The 19,854-nt window shown below is 55.6% G+C and carries 14 protein-coding genes and 1 tRNA gene; 8 read left to right on the plus strand and 7 right to left on the minus strand.

Annotated elements, in window-relative coordinates; genetic code table 11:
* Positions 1-2: 2 nt before the first annotated feature.
* On the minus strand, positions 3-224 hold the full coding sequence (locus VF694_RS15420; protein WP_003804227.1) for a hypothetical protein: 222 nt from the start codon (positions 222-224) through the stop codon (positions 3-5).
* Between the two features lie 118 nt (positions 225-342).
* Between VF694_RS15420 and VF694_RS15425 the strand changes: the two genes are divergently transcribed.
* Positions 343-885 (plus strand): class I SAM-dependent methyltransferase, encoded by a 543-nt coding sequence (locus VF694_RS15425; RefSeq protein WP_003804224.1) that lies wholly within the window; start codon positions 343-345, stop codon positions 883-885.
* Positions 886-947: 62 nt separating this feature from the next.
* On the opposite strand, the gene VF694_RS15430 is transcribed toward VF694_RS15425, so the two are convergent.
* Complete coding sequence (locus tag VF694_RS15430; RefSeq protein ID WP_440164843.1) at positions 948-1,730, minus strand: sulfite exporter TauE/SafE family protein; 783 nt, start codon at positions 1,728-1,730, stop codon at positions 948-950.
* Between the two features lie 139 nt (positions 1,731-1,869).
* Positions 1,870-4,704 (minus strand): phosphoenolpyruvate carboxylase, encoded by a 2,835-nt coding sequence (ppc, locus tag VF694_RS15435; protein ID WP_131071230.1) that lies wholly within the window; start codon positions 4,702-4,704, stop codon positions 1,870-1,872.
* A 163-nt stretch (positions 4,705-4,867) separates the two neighbouring features.
* Between ppc and ilvD the strand changes: the two genes are divergently transcribed.
* The 5 genes from ilvD (at position 4,868) to VF694_RS15460 (ending at position 10,624) form a co-directional block, all read left to right on the plus strand.
* On the plus strand, positions 4,868-6,727 hold the full coding sequence (ilvD, locus tag VF694_RS15440) for a dihydroxy-acid dehydratase (protein ID WP_440164845.1): 1,860 nt from the start codon (positions 4,868-4,870) through the stop codon (positions 6,725-6,727).
* A 494-nt stretch (positions 6,728-7,221) separates the two neighbouring features.
* Complete coding sequence (nadE, locus tag VF694_RS15445) at positions 7,222-8,049, plus strand: ammonia-dependent NAD(+) synthetase (RefSeq protein ID WP_440164846.1); 828 nt, start codon at positions 7,222-7,224, stop codon at positions 8,047-8,049.
* A 528-nt stretch (positions 8,050-8,577) separates the two neighbouring features.
* Positions 8,578-9,642 carry an AI-2E family transporter gene (locus VF694_RS15450; protein ID WP_003804212.1) on the plus strand — a complete coding sequence of 355 codons (1,065 nt, stop codon included), beginning with the start codon at positions 8,578-8,580 and terminating at the stop codon, positions 9,640-9,642.
* Between the two features lie 308 nt (positions 9,643-9,950).
* Positions 9,951-10,035: transfer RNA gene (locus VF694_RS15455), tRNA-Leu, on the plus strand.
* A gap of 397 nt (positions 10,036-10,432) precedes the next feature.
* The gene (locus VF694_RS15460; protein ID WP_311219480.1) at positions 10,433-10,624 is read left to right on the plus strand and encodes a helix-turn-helix transcriptional regulator; all 192 of its coding nucleotides are present in this window, start codon (positions 10,433-10,435) and stop codon (positions 10,622-10,624) included.
* Between the two features lie 199 nt (positions 10,625-10,823).
* On the opposite strand, the gene VF694_RS15465 is transcribed toward VF694_RS15460, so the two are convergent.
* Entirely contained in the window at positions 10,824-11,225 is a 402-nt protein-coding gene (locus VF694_RS15465) for a hypothetical protein (RefSeq protein WP_440164848.1), read from the minus strand.
* Positions 11,226-11,375: 150 nt separating this feature from the next.
* Between VF694_RS15465 and VF694_RS15470 the strand changes: the two genes are divergently transcribed.
* Positions 11,376-11,855, plus strand: coding sequence for a helix-turn-helix domain-containing protein (locus VF694_RS15470; protein ID WP_440164850.1), 480 nt, complete (start codon positions 11,376-11,378; stop codon positions 11,853-11,855).
* 720 nt (positions 11,856-12,575) lie between these two features.
* Positions 12,576-16,211 carry an AAA family ATPase gene (locus VF694_RS15475; protein ID WP_440164851.1) on the plus strand — a complete coding sequence of 1,212 codons (3,636 nt, stop codon included), beginning with the start codon at positions 12,576-12,578 and terminating at the stop codon, positions 16,209-16,211.
* Positions 16,212-16,387: 176 nt separating this feature from the next.
* Here the strand turns inward: VF694_RS15475 and VF694_RS15480 are convergent, their stop codons facing one another.
* From VF694_RS15480 to VF694_RS15490, 3 genes are all read right to left on the minus strand, one after another.
* Positions 16,388-18,376 (minus strand): hypothetical protein, encoded by a 1,989-nt coding sequence (locus tag VF694_RS15480; RefSeq protein WP_440164853.1) that lies wholly within the window; start codon positions 18,374-18,376, stop codon positions 16,388-16,390.
* A gap of 156 nt (positions 18,377-18,532) precedes the next feature.
* Positions 18,533-19,630, minus strand: coding sequence for a plasmid replication initiator TrfA (locus VF694_RS15485; RefSeq protein WP_440164855.1), 1,098 nt, complete (start codon positions 19,628-19,630; stop codon positions 18,533-18,535).
* Positions 19,623-19,854, minus strand: a 232-nt coding sequence (locus VF694_RS15490; protein ID WP_440164857.1) for a hypothetical protein, incomplete at its 5' end; no start/stop codon positions are given. The genes VF694_RS15490 and VF694_RS15485, both read right to left, overlap by 8 nt.

The raw sequence follows: 19,854 nt of genomic DNA on the forward strand, positions 1-19,854 counted from the left end.
CGTCAGTGGGGCTTGTCGTTAGGGGTCTCGGAAGAAGCCGGGTTGGCGCTTCTTGCGCTGGCTTTTTTGGCCTGGGTCACTTGGTGCAGGGTGCGGATCATGCCCACCAGCATCCCAATCAGGATGGACGTGGCTGCAGCCAGGATGAAGTTGCCGTAGATAAACCATAGTGGCAGGCACAGAACGGCCATCAGCAATATGGGTTTTTGCAGCAGGACTTTCATACACCCTCAAAAAATAGCGTGGAATCCGGGCCAATTGTAGCCCAGGCCAGCGGGGAGCTTGAGCTTGTCCCCCGCTGCGTTACCATGAGCGTTTTGTCTGCTGAGCAAAGAGGTAAGGATGAACGACAGGGGACAGGCCAGCGCCTGGTTACAGGCTTGGGCCCACTTGATTCCCAATCCGGGCACCGTCCTGGATGTGGCCTGTGGCCGGGGGCGCAATGCGCGCTGGCTGGCCCAGCGCGGCAATACCGTCATTGGTGTGGATCGGGACCCGGAGGCGGTAGCGGCTACCTCGCCCTACGGTGAAATTGTCCAGGCTGATATTGAAAATGGTCCCTGGCCGTTTGCGGGGCGCAAGTTCAACGCGCTGGTGGTGACCCGGTATCTGTGGCGTCCCTTGGTGCCGACATTGCTGGAGAGCCTGGAGCCGGGCGGGGTTCTGGTCTACGAAACCTTTGCGGTGGGGAACGAGCGCTACAACGGGCCACGTAATCCGGACTTCCTGCTGCAGCCTGGGGAGTTGCTGCGTTGGTGTGTCGACCTAGATGTCGTGGCTTATGAGCATGGTTTTCAGGCTGAGCCGGACCATATTGTTCAACGTATTGTGGCTGTGCGGCCGCGGGACGGGGGCTCGTTCAGTGACTACCGGCTCAATCCGTAAAAGAGGGGTGGCATCAGGTGTGAATTGCCGAGTCGGCAGGACCTTGCGTTTCGTCCCCTGTCCTAAAACAGATAGGTGCGGGCCAGCATGGACAGGGCGACCAGGGCAGTCAGAATGCTAAAGCCTTGCTGTAGACGCACAGGAGGAATACGGGGAGCCAGTTGTCGACCTATCATCATCCCACCCATGGCGGCGGCTACAAACACCCATCCGCTAAGAGGAATGACGGCCCCCTGAGCCAGGCTCATGCCGGAGGCGCTCAAGGAGATAAGGGCGATCAGCATCAGCGAGGTAGCGACAATGCTGTGCATGGACAGATCGCTAAAGCGTTTCAAGGCGGGGACGATCAGGAAACCGCCGCCTACCCCCAGCATGCCCGAGAACAAACCGGCCACTGCGCCAATGGCAGCCAAGGTGAGCGTGCCAAGGGGTGTCCAATGCAGGCGCCCTGTTGTGGGGTTCACGCAGCAGGGTGTGTGGGCATGTTCCGTTACGGTGGGCCGCCGCAGCATCTTGGTGGCAATCCACAGCATGATGAGCACAAACAGGGTTACCAGTACCTTTTCCGGTAAAGCGTGGCTGATGCTCACACCCAGTGACGTCACCAGCGCGCCTGTCACGGCCATGAAGACGGCTGCACGATAGCGCACGATATGTTTGTACAGGCCGTCCAGCGCACCCAGCAAAGCGGCCGCGCCCACGGCCAGCAAGGCGACGGGAGTGGCCGCCGTCATGCTGTAGCCCATGCCCAGCACCAGGGCGGGCACGGCCAGAATTCCCCCGCCTGCGCCTGTCAGGCCCAGCGACAGACCAGTGAGCATTCCCAGAATGATTGCAAGTACCATAAACCAGAGGGCGTGATCCCGGTAAGGATCACGCCTTATACAAAAAGCGACGTAATGGCTTATTGTACGCCTTTAACTTCTTTTGGAAATTAGCTTATTTATAAAAGTAATTAAAAAAGCCGATTTTCTGGTTTCTGCTTTAGCCCGAGTTACGCAGCCCTGCGGCAATGCCGTTAATCGTCAGGTGGATGACGTGTTGCTTATTGACACCACTGCGCGTTGGCTGACTGGCTTTTTGCCCTTGGCGGCGATGGCGGCGCAGCAGTTCCACCTGCAAGTGATTCAGCGGGTCAATATAGGCAAAGCGTTCGGTCAGGGCATCTCGCAATGCCTGATCGTGCGCCAGCAGCTCATGACCGGTAATTTCACGGAACAGTCGGTGGGTGAGCTCGAACTCGTCGCGGATTTGCGTGAAGATGGTCTCGCGCAGCTCCGGGTCTTCGACCAGCCCGGCGTATTTCAGGCCGATGTCCAGGTCTGTTTTTGCCAGCACCTGTTCCATATTGGAGAGCAGGGTACGGAAAAATGCCCAGTCCCGTGCCATGGCTTGCAGCTGGGCCAGGCGCTTGGCACGGTTCAAGCCATCATCGGGCAACCCTGATTCCAGGTAGCGATGCAAGGCGGTGCCCATGCCGTACCAGCCTGGAATGGGCAGGCGGCATTGTGCCCAGGAAAAACTCCAGGGAATGGCGCGCAGGTCTTCAATGCTTTGCGTGGCCTTGCGAGACGAGGGACGCGAACCAATGTTCAGGCCGGCAATTTCCTTGATGGGCGTGGACTGGAAGAAGTACTGATCAAAATTGGGCGTGCCGTAGACGAGCTCGCGATAGCTTTGATGTGCTTGCTCGGACATCCAGGCCATGATTTCGCCGTAGGCGGCCAGATGTTCGTCATCATTCGGTGCCCCTTTGCGTGCGCCCAGACTGGCTTCTAGCGTCGCAGCGACAAAGAGCTCCAGATGCCAGCGCCCCACGTCTGCATCTTTGTACCGTCCCTGAATCATCTCGCCTTGCTCGGTCAGACGGATCTGGCCGTTCACGGTGCCCGGAGGTTGGGCCAGAATGGCGTCGAAGCTGGAACCGCCGCCTCGGCCTACCGAGCCGCCACGGCCGTGGAACAGTCGCAGACGGATTTTGCGGCGCGAGAACACCTGGGCGAATTCACGTTCGGCACGGTACAAGGTCCAGTTGGAGGTCAGGTAACCGCCGTCCTTGTTGCTGTCCGAGTAGCCCAGCATCACTTCCTGCACACTATCCTGGGCATGGCGTACACGCTGGCGTATTTCTGGCATGTCCAGCCATTCCTGCATGATTTGCGGGCCCCGTTCCAAGTCGGGGATGGTCTCGAACAGGGGAACGACCATCAAACCCTGGTGTTCAGGCTCATCGGAGTTGGGCACGATCAGCCCGGTCTCCTGCTGCAATACCAGCACTTCCAGCAAGTCGCTCAGCGTTTCAGTGTGCGACACAATCGTCTGCTCCAGAGCCCGGGCGCCAAAGCGGCGACGACATTCGGCCGCTTTGCGCAGGATGGACAGTTCTTTTTCGGTTTCTTCCGAGTAGCGATACCAGGGCGAGACCAGGGGGCGGTGATGGCGCAGTTCGGAGCGCAGCAAGTGGACACGGTCCTCTTCGGACAACTGGCGGTAGTTGACCGGTTCGTCCTTGTACAGTGTGCCGGCCACGCGAAACAGCTCGTCCAGCACGCGTTCGTGGACATCGGAGCTTTGGCGCAGATCCAGGGTGGCCAGATGAAAGCCAAACACTTCCACGGCTTGAATCAATTCGTTCAAACGCAGGCCGGCAATGGCGCCGCCTTTGTTTTCTGCCAGCGAGTCCGCGATGATCTGCAAGTCGGCCTTGAACTCCTGGGGACTGGCGTAGGGCGGGGCGGCGTAAGTGGGGCGATCGGCCAGATCGCGACCTAGCAAGGTTTGCGCCGTGGCAGCCATACGGGCGTACAGATGGATGAAGCTGCGACGATAGGGCTCGTCCACCCGGTGTGGCGAGCGGTCCTGGCTGCTGGCCGACAAGGCCGCCAGGTCTTTGCTGACCCGATTTAACGCGTCGGACACCGAGATTTCCGTACCGAGCAGACGAATCTGTTCCAGATAATGCTGAAGGGCGCGGGTGGACTGACGCAGTACCGCCTGTTCAACTGTCTCCGGGCCTACATTGGGATTACCGTCACGGTCGCCACCAATCCAGCTGCCCATGCGCAAAAAAGCGGGAAGGGCTCGGGTTTTCTGATCCAGCAGGCTTTTCTTGCCCGGTTCCAGCAGGCGGTCCAGATCGTGGTAGAGCTGGGGGATCGTAGGCAAAAAGGTGGAGCCGTAATAGGCCAGCGCATTGTCGATCTCGTCCAGTACGGTCAGCTTGTGATCGCGCAGCATGCGGGTTTGCCACAGCAGCGACACCAGACCGGTCAGCTTCTCCTGGGTGCGGGCCGATTGCGCGGCGCTGGCCTTGTGGTCCAGGCCGTTTAGCTCATCGGCAATCGCCATATGCACGGCCAGGGTACTTTGGCGCTGAACTTCGGTTGGGTGAGCCGTCAGCACCGGCATCACACATGCCTCTTGCAGATAACGGCGAATTTTCTTGGCGCTCAGGCCCTGATCCATCAGGGTCTGGATGGCGTGCTGCAGGCTGCCCAGCAATTTTTCCGGGTCCTGCTCTTCGCGGCGACGATTCTGGTCGCGGTCCTCGGCAATGTTGGACAAGTGCAGAAAGTAGGCAAAGGCACGGGCCACTGAGCGGGCCTGGGCATCGTTCAGCTTGGGAATGTCTTTTTCCAGAATCCGTGCTTGCTGCGGATCGTGTTCACGTCTGAAACTGACGGCAGCCCTGCGCAAGGCTTCAATCAGCGTGAAGGTCGCCTTTCCTTCGCTGTCACGAATCACCTCTCCCAGGGTCTTGCCCAGAAAGCGGATGTCCTGTCTGAGCAGGTTGGAAAGGTCAGGCACGGCCTGCGGCATAATCAATCTCCTGTTAACTAAGGGGTTTTGCTGCAAAGGATTCTGGGTGCCAGATCGGTAGCTGCCCTATGGTAAGACGCCTGCCCGACCTTGACGCGCACAAAGCGCCTTGGGACGTTTATGATAGGTATCTTTACATAATTTTCCTGTTCAGAGAGTAGTCATGCCCCAATATCGCTCCCGTACCTCGACACACGGTCGGAATATGGCCGGCGCGCGTGCCCTGTGGCGCGCCACCGGTATGAAAGACGAGGATTTCTCCAAACCGATCATTGCGGTGGTGAACTCCTTTACGCAATTCGTACCGGGTCACGTACACCTGAAAGACATGGGTCAGTTGGTGGCCCGTCAAATTGAAGCGGTTGGTGGCGTGGCAAAAGAGTTCAACACCATTGCGGTGGACGACGGTATTGCGATGGGCCACGGCGGCATGCTCTATTCCCTGCCTTCGCGCGAACTGATTGCCGATTCGGTGGAGTACATGGTCAACGCGCACTGCGCCGATGCCATGGTGTGTATCTCCAACTGCGACAAAATCACCCCCGGCATGTTGATGGCCGCCATGCGTCTGAACATTCCCGTGGTATTTGTGTCGGGCGGACCGATGGAAGCGGGCAAGGTCTACTCGCCAGATGGCAAAACCGTGGTGCAGAAGCTGGATCTGGTCGATGCCATGATTCAGGCAGCCGATCCCAACGTGAGCGATGAACAGGCCGAAGCCGTGGAGCGTAGCGCCTGCCCCACCTGTGGTTCCTGTTCGGGCATGTTCACGGCCAATTCCATGAACTGCCTGACCGAGGCGCTGGGCCTGTCCCTGCCGGGTAATGGCACCATTGTGGCGACGCACGCGCGTCGCCAAGGCCTGTTTGAGCGCGCAGGCAGCCTGATCGTGGATCTGGCCAAGCGTTACTACGAGCAAGACGACGAATCCGTTCTGCCCCGCAACATCGCCACCTATCAGGCTTTTGAGAACGCCATGACGCTGGACGTGGCCATGGGCGGTTCCACCAACACCGTTTTGCACTTGCTGGCCGCAGCCCAGGAAGCCGGGGTGGAATTCACCATGGCCGATATCGACCGCATCTCGCGCCGTGTACCTTGCCTGTGTAAAGTTGCGCCTGCCACCCCCGAATACCATATGGAAGACGTACACCGCGCAGGTGGCATTATGGCGATTCTGGCCGAGCTGGCTCGGGCTGACCTGCTCAATCTGGACGTGGGCAACGTACACAGCGGCACCTTGCGTGAAGCCATCAAGCGTTGGGACGTCAAGGGCGACAACGTCAAAGCCATCAACGACTTCTTCCGTGCTTCCCCTGGCGGCATTCCCACCCAAGTGGCCTTCAGCCAGGACCGCTACTATCAGGAACTGGACACCGATCGTGCCAATGGCTGTATTCGTGACAAGGCCCATGCTTACTCGCAAGACGGCGGGCTGGCCGTGCTGTACGGCAATCTGGCCATCAACGGGTGCATTGTTAAAACGGCAGGTGTGGATGAAAGCATCCTGACCTTCACTGGCACAGCTCGTGTTTACGAAAGCCAGGACGATTCCGTTGCCGCCATTCTGGACGGTGTGGTCAAGGCGGGTGACGTGGTCATCATTCGCTACGAAGGCCCCAAAGGTGGCCCCGGCATGCAGGAAATGCTGTACCCCACCTCCTACCTGAAATCGATGGGGCTGGGCAAAAGCTCGGCGCTGTTTACCGATGGTCGCTTCTCGGGCGGGTCGTCCGGCTTGGTGATTGGTCATGCTTCCCCGGAAGCGGCCGAGGGCGGCAATATCGCCCTGGTACAAGATGGCGATACCATCGAAATCGATATCCCCAACCGTCGCATTCACCTGGCGATCAGCGATGAGGAATTGGCGGCACGCCGCGCCGAAATGGAATCGCGTGGTGCCAAGGCCTGGAAACCCGTGAACCGCGAACGGGTTGTGTCGCAGGCCCTGAAAGCATATGCCGCGCTGGCTACTTCGGCAGACCGTGGTGCTGTGCGCGACGTGTCGCAACTGGATCGTTAAGCCTATTTAAGGTCTAGCTGATGAAACCCCATCTGTTCTGGCAGATGGGGTTTTTTTATGGGTTTTGAGGGTGGGGCTGGTGTTGATCTTCGTATAAACGTAGCCCAAGCCCGCAGCCCCTGGCTCCAGGCGGATGGCTTGCCGATGCTGCGCACCGCTACCTTTGTCTGAGTTTGCCTTCGGGCGCACGCTGAACGCGCGCGATAGCTCATCTGCCGGACGTACTATAAGCGTCGCGCTTAAACAGCAGAGTGCGTGAATCCCGAAGACAGACTCCCCCTGCGACAAGCTGTCTGACTCGTCTGGAGCCAGGGGCTGCGGGCTTGGGCGGCTTTAGAGGAGCAACAGTCCCTGGTTTTCTGTTGTGTTGGACTTTCTGGCCCAGCACAGCTTGCTTACGCATTAAATAACGGGAGATGCCTCTCTCGTCTGGCACAGTTTCTCCAGTCCTTTACAATCGAATTATTGTTCACTTTGTGTAGAGAGCCTGCGCCATGACTGATGATCAACGCGCTTTGCAAGCCAGTATTCGTGCGGAATTGGGAATGATGGATCATTTCGACGTTCAGCAGGAAATTGAACGTCGCGTCCGCTTTCTAAGTGACTATCTACTGCGCACCGGTTGCCGTAGCCTGGTCCTGGGGATTAGTGGGGGCGTGGACTCCCTGGCGGCAGGATGCCTGTCTCAGCGCGCTGTCGAGCAGGCGCGGGAGCAAGGCCATCAGGCGCAGTTTATTGCTGTCCGTCTACCCTACGGTGAACAGGCCGATGAGAAAGACGCTCAAGGAGGCCTGAAGGTCATCAATCCCGATCAGACGCTGGTTGTGAACGTGAAGCCTGCCTCGGATGCCATGCTGGAACAGTTGCTGGCCTCCGGCCTGACATTTCGTGATGCGGCGCAGCAGGATTTTTTGATGGGCAATATCAAAGCTCGCCAGCGCATGGTGGCTCAGTATGCCATTGCCGGGGCCAGGGGGGGGCTGGTGGTCGGTACCGATCACGCCGCAGAGGCCTTGATGGGGTTTTTTACGAAATTCGGTGATGGCGCCGCAGACATTACCCCCCTGGCGGGCTTGAACAAACGACGTGTACGTGCTCTGGCCTCCGCGATGGGGGCCCCTGATGATTTGGTCTTTAAAGTCCCGACCGCCGACCTGGAAAGCCTGACTCCCTTGAAGCCGGACGAGGAGGCCTTTGGAGTCAGCTACGAGCAGATCGATGACTTCTTGGAAGGTAAAGTCATTGATGGCGAGGCGACACAGATCATCATCAAGACATTCCGTGCATCGGCGCATAAACGCGCCTTGCCGGTGGCGCCCTGATCGGGGAGGATAAGGGATGATCGGCCTGCGCTTACCGACTCTCGTGCTGAGAGGGGCCCACTTCCCGGACTGATAAACACAATAAAACGCCCAACGGCATGGTGCCTTAGGGCGTTTTTACGTCTGCCTGGATAGCGGGGCGAGTCCACCTTCCCAAGCTGGCCCCAAGCCTCCTGTCCGCCTATCGGTATACCAGACCCTGCTTGGTGAAAGAAGCGTTTAAGCGGTTTCACAGCAGCAGGAGTAGACTTGGCAAAACGTGGTGCGAAGCAGAACACACGAAGGGCAAAGAGCCGCCTCGCTCAAGTCAGGTAGCCTTCCCCTTTCATACTGCGACAACCCCCGTTCTGATGAGTCTTGACCTGTGCGGATCGCGCCTGCGGCCCCAACCCTGTCATAAGCTGAAGAACCGTGATCAGCTTGTTGTAAGAAACGGGTATTCCTTGGCCTGCGATCATGCTATCGTCAAAAAAACTTTCGGGCACCGACCCATGCCCAGACCAATAGACAAGAGGGTCTCCACCGTTTATGCAACCCGTCTTACCCGCATTTCTCATCGCTCGCTGGCTATTGCTGCTCTTGCTGGCCGCAGGCGTCTATTTTTTGAAGGGATTTCTGGTCCCTGTTCTGGCCGCACTTATCATTGGCCTGGCCGGTTGGCCTTTATATAAACGCCTGGTCGTCCGGTGCAATGGACGTAACGCATTAGCCGCCACCCTGGCCTTGCTGGTCGTCATCGTCGTGCTGGTTGTGCCCTTATCCCTGGCCTTGTCCTTTGCCATTCAGGAAGCCAGCAGCTTTATCACCTGGGCGCTGGCCGCCAACCGCTACGGCACACCCACGCCCGAGTGGATCAAGGCCATGCCACTGGTGGGCGAACGTCTGACCGCGTATTGGCAGCTCTATCTAGGCGAACCCCATGCACTGGGTGAACTGGTGGAAATGGTCAGCGGCCAGCATCTGGGCAATATCTACCGCATGGTGCTTTCCGCCACCGGCAACGTGTTCCACTTGTTGCTGACCGTATTGTTCATGCTGATCACGCTGTTTTTTATTTTCAAAGATGGCGACCGCTTACTGGCTCAGCTGGACATCGTGGGCGAACGCATCCTGCCGGGTCGCTGGCAGCGTTTCTCCCGCGTCGTACCCGCAACCGTGAACTCCACGGTGACCGGCATGGGCCTGATTGCCTTGGGAGAGGGTGTAGTCCTGGGGATTGCCTATTGGATTGCGGGTGTGCCGTCACCCGTATTACTGGGCGTTATCACCGGCTTCATGGCGCTGATTCCCGGTGGCGCACCCTTGTCCTTCACCCTGGTCTCGCTTTATCTGGTCGGTTCAGGCCACCTGGTTGCGGGCGTCAGCCTGTTTCTGTGGGGCGCAATCGAACTGTTCATTGTGGATAAAACGCTAAGACCTCGCCTTGTCGGCGGCCCGGTAAAACTGCCTTTTCTGCCCACCTTCTTTGGTCTGGTGGGCGGGGTTCAAACCATGGGTATTGTGGGTTTATTCATCGGCCCGGTTTTGATGGCCTTACTGGTCGCGATCTGGCGTGAGTGGATACGTAACGGACAGGTGGCCGCTGCGGACTAGCCCCTTCACGCCGAGCAGAAGACGGAGCAGGCCAGGGCAATGCACCTGGCCTGTTTTTTTGCAGGCCTAGGAAGGTGAATCAGACCAGGCCGGGCAGAACTCAGGCCTTGTGAAAAGGGCTTGTCATAACTTAAGCAACTGTGACAAAGCGGGCGGAAAAGATGCAATAAAAGGGGAGTTGGACAGAAGATCGGCCGAGCTGGCGCTGAAACAAAAAAAATTGCCTGGGTACTTGCCAAAATCTTCAAAAATCTGCGTATAATAACAATCTTTCCTTCCAAGCCTGGATTCCCAGGTTGCCATACCTAGCCCGGGTGGTGAAATTGGTAGACGCAGGGGACTCAAAATCCCCCGCCGCAAGGCGTGCCGGTTCGATTCCGGCCCCGGGCACCACTCTGATAACTCATTGATTTTCAATGCAATCTCTAGCTAACCTCCACGGTTCGGCTAAATCTCCCTTGTACACAGTTTTTTCTTGTGCACAGTCCTGTGCACAGTATTTTTGCCTTTGCAAATTACTGCACCCAGGTTGCGAGTTTCGATTGCATCTCACCTGGTACGCACCCTCTACTCGCTACGCAAGCAGTTGCTTACCCGGACAAGCATCTTTCGGGCACTGACGCACTTTCTCTGAAAGTGCCCCCATCATCCTACCCTTGCCTTCCTATACTCAGCCGGACGTCAGAAGACGCCACCGGACCCAACGATGCTCCCCTATCGCTTGGTAGAGGAATACATAGAGGTACCAAGGACAATCTTCCGGATTCACTTTGGGGGAAGGAATTGAGTAATGCATACAACAGAGTCTTTTTTACGCATCCGCGATGTACTGGCGATCATTCCCGTTTCTCGGGCAACCTGGTACGTAGGCATCCAAGCAGGACGATATCCAGCACCAGTGAAGCTAGGCCCTCGAGCCTCGGCCTGGCGACGCAGTGACATTGATCGCCTAGTTGCGACGCTGAGCGAGAATGCAGAGTAGCGCTGCCCTCAGATGAGCAGCCATTCGGTTGACCAACGCATATGCCCAACCGAGAAATAGATAAGCCCGAAGCGGTGACTGCTGCTTCGGGCCTGGGTGCGAACCTTCCTTCGCTGACACTGTACTCACGAATAATGTGAGTGCCATCCTGTCATAACTTCCGCTGAGCTAGTGACATACCTTGCAGCCACCCATCAGACTAGCTAAGCGGCCGCATGAGCAATAGGTCGTCCAGCTCACTCATTGAAAGGCTGTAGACTGGCCGATCTAATTCAAAAAAGACCTGGCCATCGATGAGCCGAACCGCCAGAAAGACCGGACAACTGGCCTCCGGCGCATCCTCGCCGTCGTGATCATTAGGATTGAGCAACGTGAGCGCTTTCGCGCACTCCGCGAGCAGAGCCCGGATAGAAGAGGCAGAGCTCTCTAACTGGTTCAGGCCGGCGGCTGCACCCAGAGTCTCAATAGACACAGTCAGAGTCCCACCGGTACCTCGCTGAAGGCCCAGCAAGATCAAAATACGAAGAATCCGTTTTGCTGGCTCGCTCAAGCAGTCAGTATCAAACGCGTTAGGGTGAAAGTCGGTCATCGTACGTTCCATGAAAAAATCCTGGAGCATATTTTTTGGCGTCTAGCGTGGAGAAATTATCGCCGGTGGCGTCAGGCTCCCACTATTGGTGGTCGAAAGTTAGGTGCCGACGTGACCTATACGTGATAGGGCATGTGCCCGATCACAAAATAGGCAATCAACATGAGAAAGGAAATAGAACAGAAGGGCCATCATCTGAGGCTGGCGCTTCGTACGGCCATGCATGAGAGATCCCACGGCACGTCATACGTCGCAAAGCAAGTGGGAATCAGCCAGAGCTATCTGTCAGAGCTCATGAGGGGTGATAAACCGATGGAGCAAGTTAGCGATAAGCACTTGAGAGCATTCGCTGCTTACCTGGGCGTACCTCCAGTCGCTGGGTTTGTACTTGCAGGCAGACTCGATGCGTCGGACTTCCTTGAGGTTATCCCCTCATTGGAAGATAGGCTAGAAAAGACGTTGAGGTTGGTATGTGAGTCACCATCGGCAGCTGAGGCTCAGATCCAGGAAAGCGATCTAGCGACGTTGCCAGTACCTGTGAAGATGCTAATTGTCTTGCTGTACCAACAAAATCAACAGGCTGATCTCTTCCGACCCTCGCAGGCCTGGTGGGAGTCTAGGCGTATTGTTTTCCAGGACTAAGTAAATGTACTTTGCCCCCTATTCACGGTCTGACTAGGGGGCATTTTTCTCAACAAATTTAGGGGGAGTCAAAAAAAACGACCCATTGCTGCCGTTTAAACCTCGCCGGAGTATACCTGCTGTGCAGCGGATAACGCCGCCCGCGGATAACCGCCTCAGACAGTGAACACGTCATAGCACAAGGCACGAGATGCGACTTTCTGGATGTTGGTAAATCGAGGAGGCGTGTCGCTTTCGAAAAGCTTAGGGCAAGCCCCGAAATCAATATCTCTGCTAACCGAAATTGACTCTTTCGAGGTGACGGCAATCCAAAATCGACGTTCCTCATAAACCTTTTTGGTAAGCATAAACGCTAGTGCACTCTGTATCTGGTGATTCGAACTTTTAAGCACTAACATACTGCACAGAACAAACCGTATCAACTTGTAGATTGGTACGGAACAAACGGAGGAGGACAAGATGACAGTGCCAAGCCGCCAGCTTCACCTGCACACACTGGAAAGCCTGTGTGTCGACTTAGTGTCCGGTTTATCAATCGGAGTGGGAAACAGCGGGGAGACATTCCGGCTTCGGTCTGACGCTTCTCGAGGAATCTTGTCCTGGTATGGGCGTAACAGACCGAAGTGGGCTGCAAATGTCCAGACTGTCGATGTTGAAGCCATTGTCGATGCGGCTGGCACCGTGCCACCCAACTCACAGGGTTCAAGCCACGCTCAGGCTTTGGCAACAACTCCCCGTCGATTCCTGCTTAAGTCGATAAAGGCACATCAATTTGCAGGCCTGCATCATGCAGGCACCTCCAAAACCAAGCCGGATGACTTTGAGTTTGAGTTCAGGGAAGGTGTGACTCTCTTCGAGGGTTATAACGGATGTGGGAAAACATCCCTTCTAAACGCTATTATCTGGGCCCTGACCGGAGAGGTTCTGCGACCGCAGCGGGCACCAGAGCCAGCGAACAAAGATTTCGATTTCGAGGTTGACAAGAACAGCACCCACACTGCTCCACCCGTAGTCCCACTTCCTGACCCCGCACTTGAAGCCCTTACTACCAAAGCAATTCCTGTAGACACGTGGGTTGAATTGGGGTTCGAAGACCAAGACAAGAAAAAATACCAAGTTCGTAGAAGTCTGAAACGTGCCGCCCGAGATGTCTTGAAGGAAGAAATAACCGGCATCGCTGAACTTGGCCTCGACCCCATCAGTACACGAGTCGGAACAACCATGCCTGGCATTCTTCCATATGTACAAGTCGGGTCCTCCTCGGCACTGGGTAAAGCCATTTCAGAGCTCACCGGTATGGCCCCACTCGTCCACCTTGCCAACCATGCCGGCAAAGCAAAGAAAAAGATTGATGGTGATTTGTCGAAAGCTAAACGGAACCAGATTGAGGGCACAGATGAGGCCTATCTGCGCTCACGAACCGACTTGGTTGAACTAATTCGCAAGCACAACCTAGCTATCAAGGAAGGTGACGTCCCATTACCTTCAGACGATTCGACTATCGAGACCAAGCTGGAAGAGTTATCAACCAAGCTAGACAAGCTCAAAGAGGACGGACTCAATCACGCAAAACAAGTCCTTGGTGAAACATTTGATGCTCGAGATGCCGTGCAGAGGTCAAATTTAGTCAGCAGCATCGCGCCAGCCCTGAGCGCTGTTACCAGGCTGGGCTCACTTCCTTCGATGGCACGTTTGGGCGGGCTCACGAAGCTCACAGAAGCAGACACAAAGCAGGTGCGTGAGTTCGTTACTGAAGTACGGATTGAGGCGTCTAAACTGGTGGAGATTGCTGCGGAGCCAGATAAGGCCGCTCGACTGCGCCTCTACTCTCGCGTAGCTGCATGGCTAAGTGACCATCCAGGCTTAGTACATGACGATAACAACTGTGCAGTCTGTGGACAGGGCCTCACCGGCATCGTAGACAGCATCACTGGTCTGATGGTGAAAGAACATCTCGATGGAGCCGCAAAAGAGGGAGACTTTGCTGGCAAGACCTTCAGTGCTTGGGCAAAACACGTACTCGGCGAATTCGCAACTCTGCTTCCCGAATCTCTCGCTTCAGAAGTTAGACTCGAACCGCCCGAGGGACCGACATCGCTTATACGACAAGCATTAGTTGAAGAGCTGTTTAATGATACAGCCTTCTCAGGCAGCCTCAGACCACTTGGAGAGCAGGTAAGTAGTGCTTGCGACCGCGCCTTTCAGGCATTCCCTGCATTCGACTTCACTGCACCGCCGGATTTAGGCGCCGGGCGTCAAGAGTTCCAAGAGCTCAACCAGTTCATTTATCGCGTCGAACGCGCTTTGGCCTACTCCAGTTGGCGGACGAGCGCGAAAGATGCTGTAGCGAATTTTATGCGAGAGGTGGTCGGACAAGCTGCGACCGGAGAGCGGCAGACCGAACCAGATTCTTTGATGGGCCAGTTGCACAAACTACAGACCATGGTCACCGCAATTGAGCCAGTCGACGATGCCGCGGTGAAGCATGAGCGCATGCTATCTGATATCAAACAACGTCGAGGATTCGAGCGACGACTAAAGGCCTACGATGAAGCGAGCCTAGCCTTACAGGAGTGCATAGCAGTCGGTGATCTTGTTGAGCAACAAGTAGCTCAGCTACAGCAGCAGCTTCACACCACTGCCTCTCACTGGCGCAACAAAATTTATTTAAGCGCATTTCCCGCCACCAGTATGGAATTAGTCGATTCTCGAATGAGCGGTGGAGGTGACCTCCAACTTTTAGTTGGGGCACCCAGAGTCGCCGCACCCGCACAGCACGTATCAAACGCGTCTGCCCTCCGAGCAAGTTTGCTCGCCTTCTATTTGGCCTACTGGCAGCACATGCTCAAAGAGCGTGGAGGTTTGCAGTTACTGGTTATGGACGACCCACAAGAGCTGCTTGATGGTGACAACCGTGACCGTCTTGCTGACGCAGTACACGACATCTTCAAAGCCAACGCCCAACTGGTATTGACCACACATGACACCCGTTTTGCGATGGCAGTAGCGAAGCGTACACAGCTGAAGTCCGTGCCATTGAACCACCAGTACGTACACCCTGCTACAGCTAGGAGAGGCACCATATTTCTTACTCCTAGCGTTGCCAAGGTTCAGCAACTCCTCGACCGTTTCAACGCAAACCCCGACGACCCAGGGGCCGCTCAAGACTACCTTTCTGAGTGCCGCATCTTCCTGGAGGGGCGTATGGGAGACCTTTTTGATGACCGCACCTATCCTGCGGCCACGACGGCTAATTTTTCTCCCACCTTGGTAGACCACTTAAGCAGGCTCCGAGGCTTGGTGAAGACCGCCCCAAACGAGTTGTTCAAGAGCTCAGCCATTACTACGTTCGTCAACGATCCGGCGCTGAAGGACGGCGCCCCGCCCCTGATTCTGCTCAACAAGAGCCATCACCGGGATAAGTCAGCGATTCGTCCTAAAGAGGTTTACGACATAAAGGCTGAACTCGACCGACTACGGCAACGCGTTGAACGAGCGCACGAGGAGTTCCGTAATTTCAATCGCCGGGAACCTCTGGTGCCGCCAGCAAATGAGCTTGCGTCATTGAGCCCGGCCACAGTACCTTCATTCCGAATTCCAGTAGTGGCGTCGCTCAAAGCGTTCGTCAGAGATGCCACATACGGTGACTCCCAAGAAGCTGAGCTCGAGGAAATCACCTCAGACTGGTTCAAATCCAAGGCATTCTTCTACGTCAGGTCGAACACCCTAGGCTTCGCCGGTCCACAGGGCAGCATTGCTATCGTCGACCTGGATGCAGCTACGCCGGGCGATCGTCAGTTAGTTATCGCACGAGTTGGGAAAGAAACTTACGCCCGCAGGCTATTAAGGCCAGATAAGTCCGAGTTTGTCGCACTGGCCGCAGAGACCCCCGACCCTCGCAAGAGCCCGCCGACTCAGTTGCTACGGGAGCAGCAGGTCTCACTGCACCCTATTGTTGGGTTGCTCTTCGGCGATCTCGCTAACGTGCCCACATCAAAGACAGAGGCTGCACAGATATTGGAAGCTCCCCAACTCCTGAAAGTCCGAACTGCGTACCGCATTAAGGAAGAAAGTGCCATTCCACTTGCACTTCCCGGACAGGTGGCGCTCGGCGGAGCAGCAATTCCATTGGATGAGCTCGATGCTCATATCGACGAGTACGTGGCATTGCACCTTAATGATGGCACTAACCTTTTCAAGCGAGTAGGAGAGCGACTTCCATCACCACTTCAACATCTACGGAAATTTGAAACTATCGGAGGGCTGGGAGTGGCTGATGTTATAGCAATCGGGTGCGAGCACAATGGCTTTAAATCGGTCGTGCATGCTGTGTCTGTCATCGGCGTGCTGCACTAATAAGATGATGAGCGATCGTTACGACGTCAAAATGGCAACCTTTTGCTCCTCCATGTCAGCTTCCTGTCGATAGTAGCCGCTCACGATACCCGGCTTGACACCCGTTATCCATCATCCTGACCCTCCTTTGGGTACTGCCCCCTGATATCCTGAGCGGCACACACCAGCAAACGTTCCTACATCCGCTTGAACGAACTATCCAGCAACTCAGCCATGCGCTCACTACCATCGTTTGAGCGCAGCCATGCATAGTGGCGCTCTACCGTTACAGGGCGATCATTGAGCACCAGCGCAGCTGTCTTGTAGTCCCCTCCATCCGCTTTCAGGATCGATGTTGCGACAATATGTCGAAAGGCATGCGCACGGACACCGACGCAGCGCACAAGGTACCGCGCCGTGAGCCTGGCCACATGCCGGCTCAACCCCTCCCATGGCCTATGCTCCGTAACGCCATGAGAAGACATCGCCAAGAAAACTAAGTCAGTCGGCTCGCGCAATAGTTTGGGACGGAAAATGAACAGGTAACGCTCAATATCTCGCCAGGCAGACGCATGGACCTGGCTGTCATAATCCCGGTCACCAGCAGCACCTTTCACGTTCTTGAACTTCGCCCTTGAGATGCGAACCCACCATGACTTATCAGGACGCTGGTAAAGCTCGCCCGTGTTATCGGCTCTCCAGGTCAAGCTTGCGAGCATACGAAACCGCAACGGGTTGCTTATCAACACCCTCAGCAACACCAAGTCACGGGCCCAAAAAGCCTCTCTGCGAGGCTGACCGACAGGGCGATCGGCACGAATCCGCTGGATCATATCGGCCATGGCATCCATGGGCTGCGTGGCTTGCAGGATGTGCTTCAGTGGCTCCATGGAAGATCTTGAAGCGACAACCTCACCCTTGTAGGACTGATTCAATTGATCGAGCAATTCAAACTGACGCTGACACAATGCCTCCCAGTCGTAACCCCAGTACTTCTGCGGGAGTGTTTTCAGGAGCTCAGGGCGTTGCCGCAAGTAGCCGACCTCAGGACGCACCACCGACCCAATGAAGCCAAAAAACTGCGGCACTCCGCGACTCAGTACTCCCACTCGTTTGCGTTGCCATTCTATGTATTGCTCGATGTAGTCTGGCACGGCCAACCACGCCATTGTTTCGGCAGTCTCTTTAGCCATGCCTAACCCGCCTTCGTTTTTGTCAAGACCAAGCCAGCCGAGGTAAGACGCCGTCTTGTGCCAATTGATTCTCGCGGTAGCGACTTCTCGACCATCCAGAAACTCAAACCAACTCGATGGTCTAAGCGGTGTGATGGGGCAGGGGGAAAACCGCCACTTGGCCAAACGGCTGCGTTTATAGCTTGGTACGGCTGATGTTTTATACCGGAGAAATTCGGTCCACTGCTCTCGTAACAATGATCCCTCCTCAGGCTTTGCGCAGAACGGCAACTTAGTGAGCTCCACAATCTTTTGATTGAACGGCACAGGAGCTGGCGTGCCGCCGACAGTTGGCTTGAAACCGTAAGGACGCATCCCGGAAAGGTTAACCAGTAGATTCCTCTCTAGGCCGAAAAAGCCTTCTAGGCGCAGAAGGTAGCGAGCACTGCCGGCGCGAGGAATCTTTCCGCGCAACCAGCCCCAGAGCATGTCTTTTGGGATGCCTGCTCGTCTTGCTACGTGGGCGACGGGTAAGTCTGCAATTACGCTTCGGAGTGTCTCCTGGAACGGCGTCTGACTGCCGGCGCTAAGGGCAGCTGTTGTGTCCAGCTCGACGACGGCCTCCTTCCAACGTCGCATCATTGAGCGATTGTTGGAAATATCTCGGTTCGACTTGCCTTCGTCTGCCAAATAGTTGAAGAAGCGCTCCAGGGCCTCAATGTGGCTAACGCGCATCTCACTGCCGATGACATCATCCATGCTCAAGCGATTGGCCCGTAGAAAGCTTCGCAGTACGGTCGCGCGGTTTGCCGCGGTCTGCGCATTGATGGTTTGGATCTCGACTTGACGATTCAGGTTTTCCAGTAGGGTTTGATAGGTTAATGGTTGGCTCATAAATCTCTTTCTAGCCGAACCACCTTGGTTTTCTGCCGTCTGCGAAGCAGTTATAGACGACGGAGTGAAATACCTGACGATTTTGTAATCAACTGATTTGTTTGATTTTTTTCCTTTCACGGGTTTCCACCTTTGAGCTGCAAAGGGGCACAAACCTCAGGTAATCATCGAGCGAAGGTGGCTCAGCAAAAAAAGCTTCGCCTCCTGTATAGGCAAATGAGCCGAACCATGACCAGAATCACGTCCGTGCGATGAGCTTGGTGAGTGACTGAGCTACTACACAGATTTCCAATCCACCTTGTGCACTTCAACCTTCATGCCATCCGCTGTGAAACGATATTCAGCAATCTGGCACGATCGTGGCGTACCAGGAGCCTTGAGCTTGTCGAGCGCCTCACACAACCCCTTCCGGAAATTGCTGAACCTGGACTCGTACCCAGAAAGGTCATAGAGCTTCTTCACTTCGAGCCAAAGCGGAGCTTGATGCGTCGCATAAAAGCTTGCCAACCACCCCTGGAGCCCAGTGTAGTGCGCCATCTTTTGATCAAACCCCGTCCATGCTCCAGGACCAAAAAGCTCAGCAACAGACTCTCCCACTCGTAACCATAGACGGTCGCTACCCATAGGCCGCCCTACCCTGAGCAGCGATCCGGCACCCTGTTCGCTGTCTTCGAATGAAGCCGAGAGAAGCTTGGGTACCTCAAGGTTTAGTCGCTCTCTCCGGATACGCAGTTGAGCAAAGCTCAGGCGCAACAAGCTTGCTCGTATCGAGCGATGAAGAATGGTGCTGTATGAGCGCCCCATCCTCTGCGAAAATTCATAAAAGTTGGTTTCCACATACCTGCTCTCCACCTCGCGGGAAAGAGGACGCTCGCGGTAGTAGTCTAGGCATGTTGCATAGACTACTCGATCGAACTGGCAAAGCTCATATCCGCTAAGCTCAACCGTCACATTGTTAAATGAAGCGATTTTCTTGTTGGCAACAAGCAAGGATGTATCACCCGTTAGAACCTGCTCATTCTTTGCCTGCACCGTACGATTGCTGGAGAACAGTGAACAACGCAGTAATTCGTGTGGCATGACTTGGACGAAATCAGACAGGCTCGGCAAGTAAGTGTCTGCACCGTGTCGAGTCGCCTGACGGCGCCGTGATAAAGCGACCTCTGCCTTGGTGGCATTCGACGGCAAAGTCTTGACGGGATCATCGTTCCCTTTGATGTGTCGCTCGCTGGATCGCGCCAGGGAAGATAGCGTATTCGACGCTTCGAGCAACTTCTCTCGAGCCAGAGGGGCAGCATCCATCGCTGCCTTTGCAGTGGCGTCCGCAAGAACGCGAAGCTTTTGGGTACGTGAAGCGTGCTGGAACTTAGTCATTCTTCCTACCATCCTGGTTCAGACGCACAAAGCTGGTCATCAAAGACCGCAAAACTTCTGATGCGTTATAGCCAAGCTCTTGGCATGTGTCCTGGAAGCTACCGCGCACACCTTCGGGAACTCGGAAGACTACTTGAACTGTCTCGTGACGAGACACCTTCTTCTTGACGGACGATATTTCTGCGCGACTCATAAGCTTGAAAGAAAATTGAATTCCAGTGTAT

This window comes from Alcaligenes sp. Lyrl_28 (genome assembly GCF_051948705.1).
GTDB lineage: Bacteria > Pseudomonadota > Gammaproteobacteria > Burkholderiales > Burkholderiaceae_B > Alcaligenes > Alcaligenes ammonioxydans.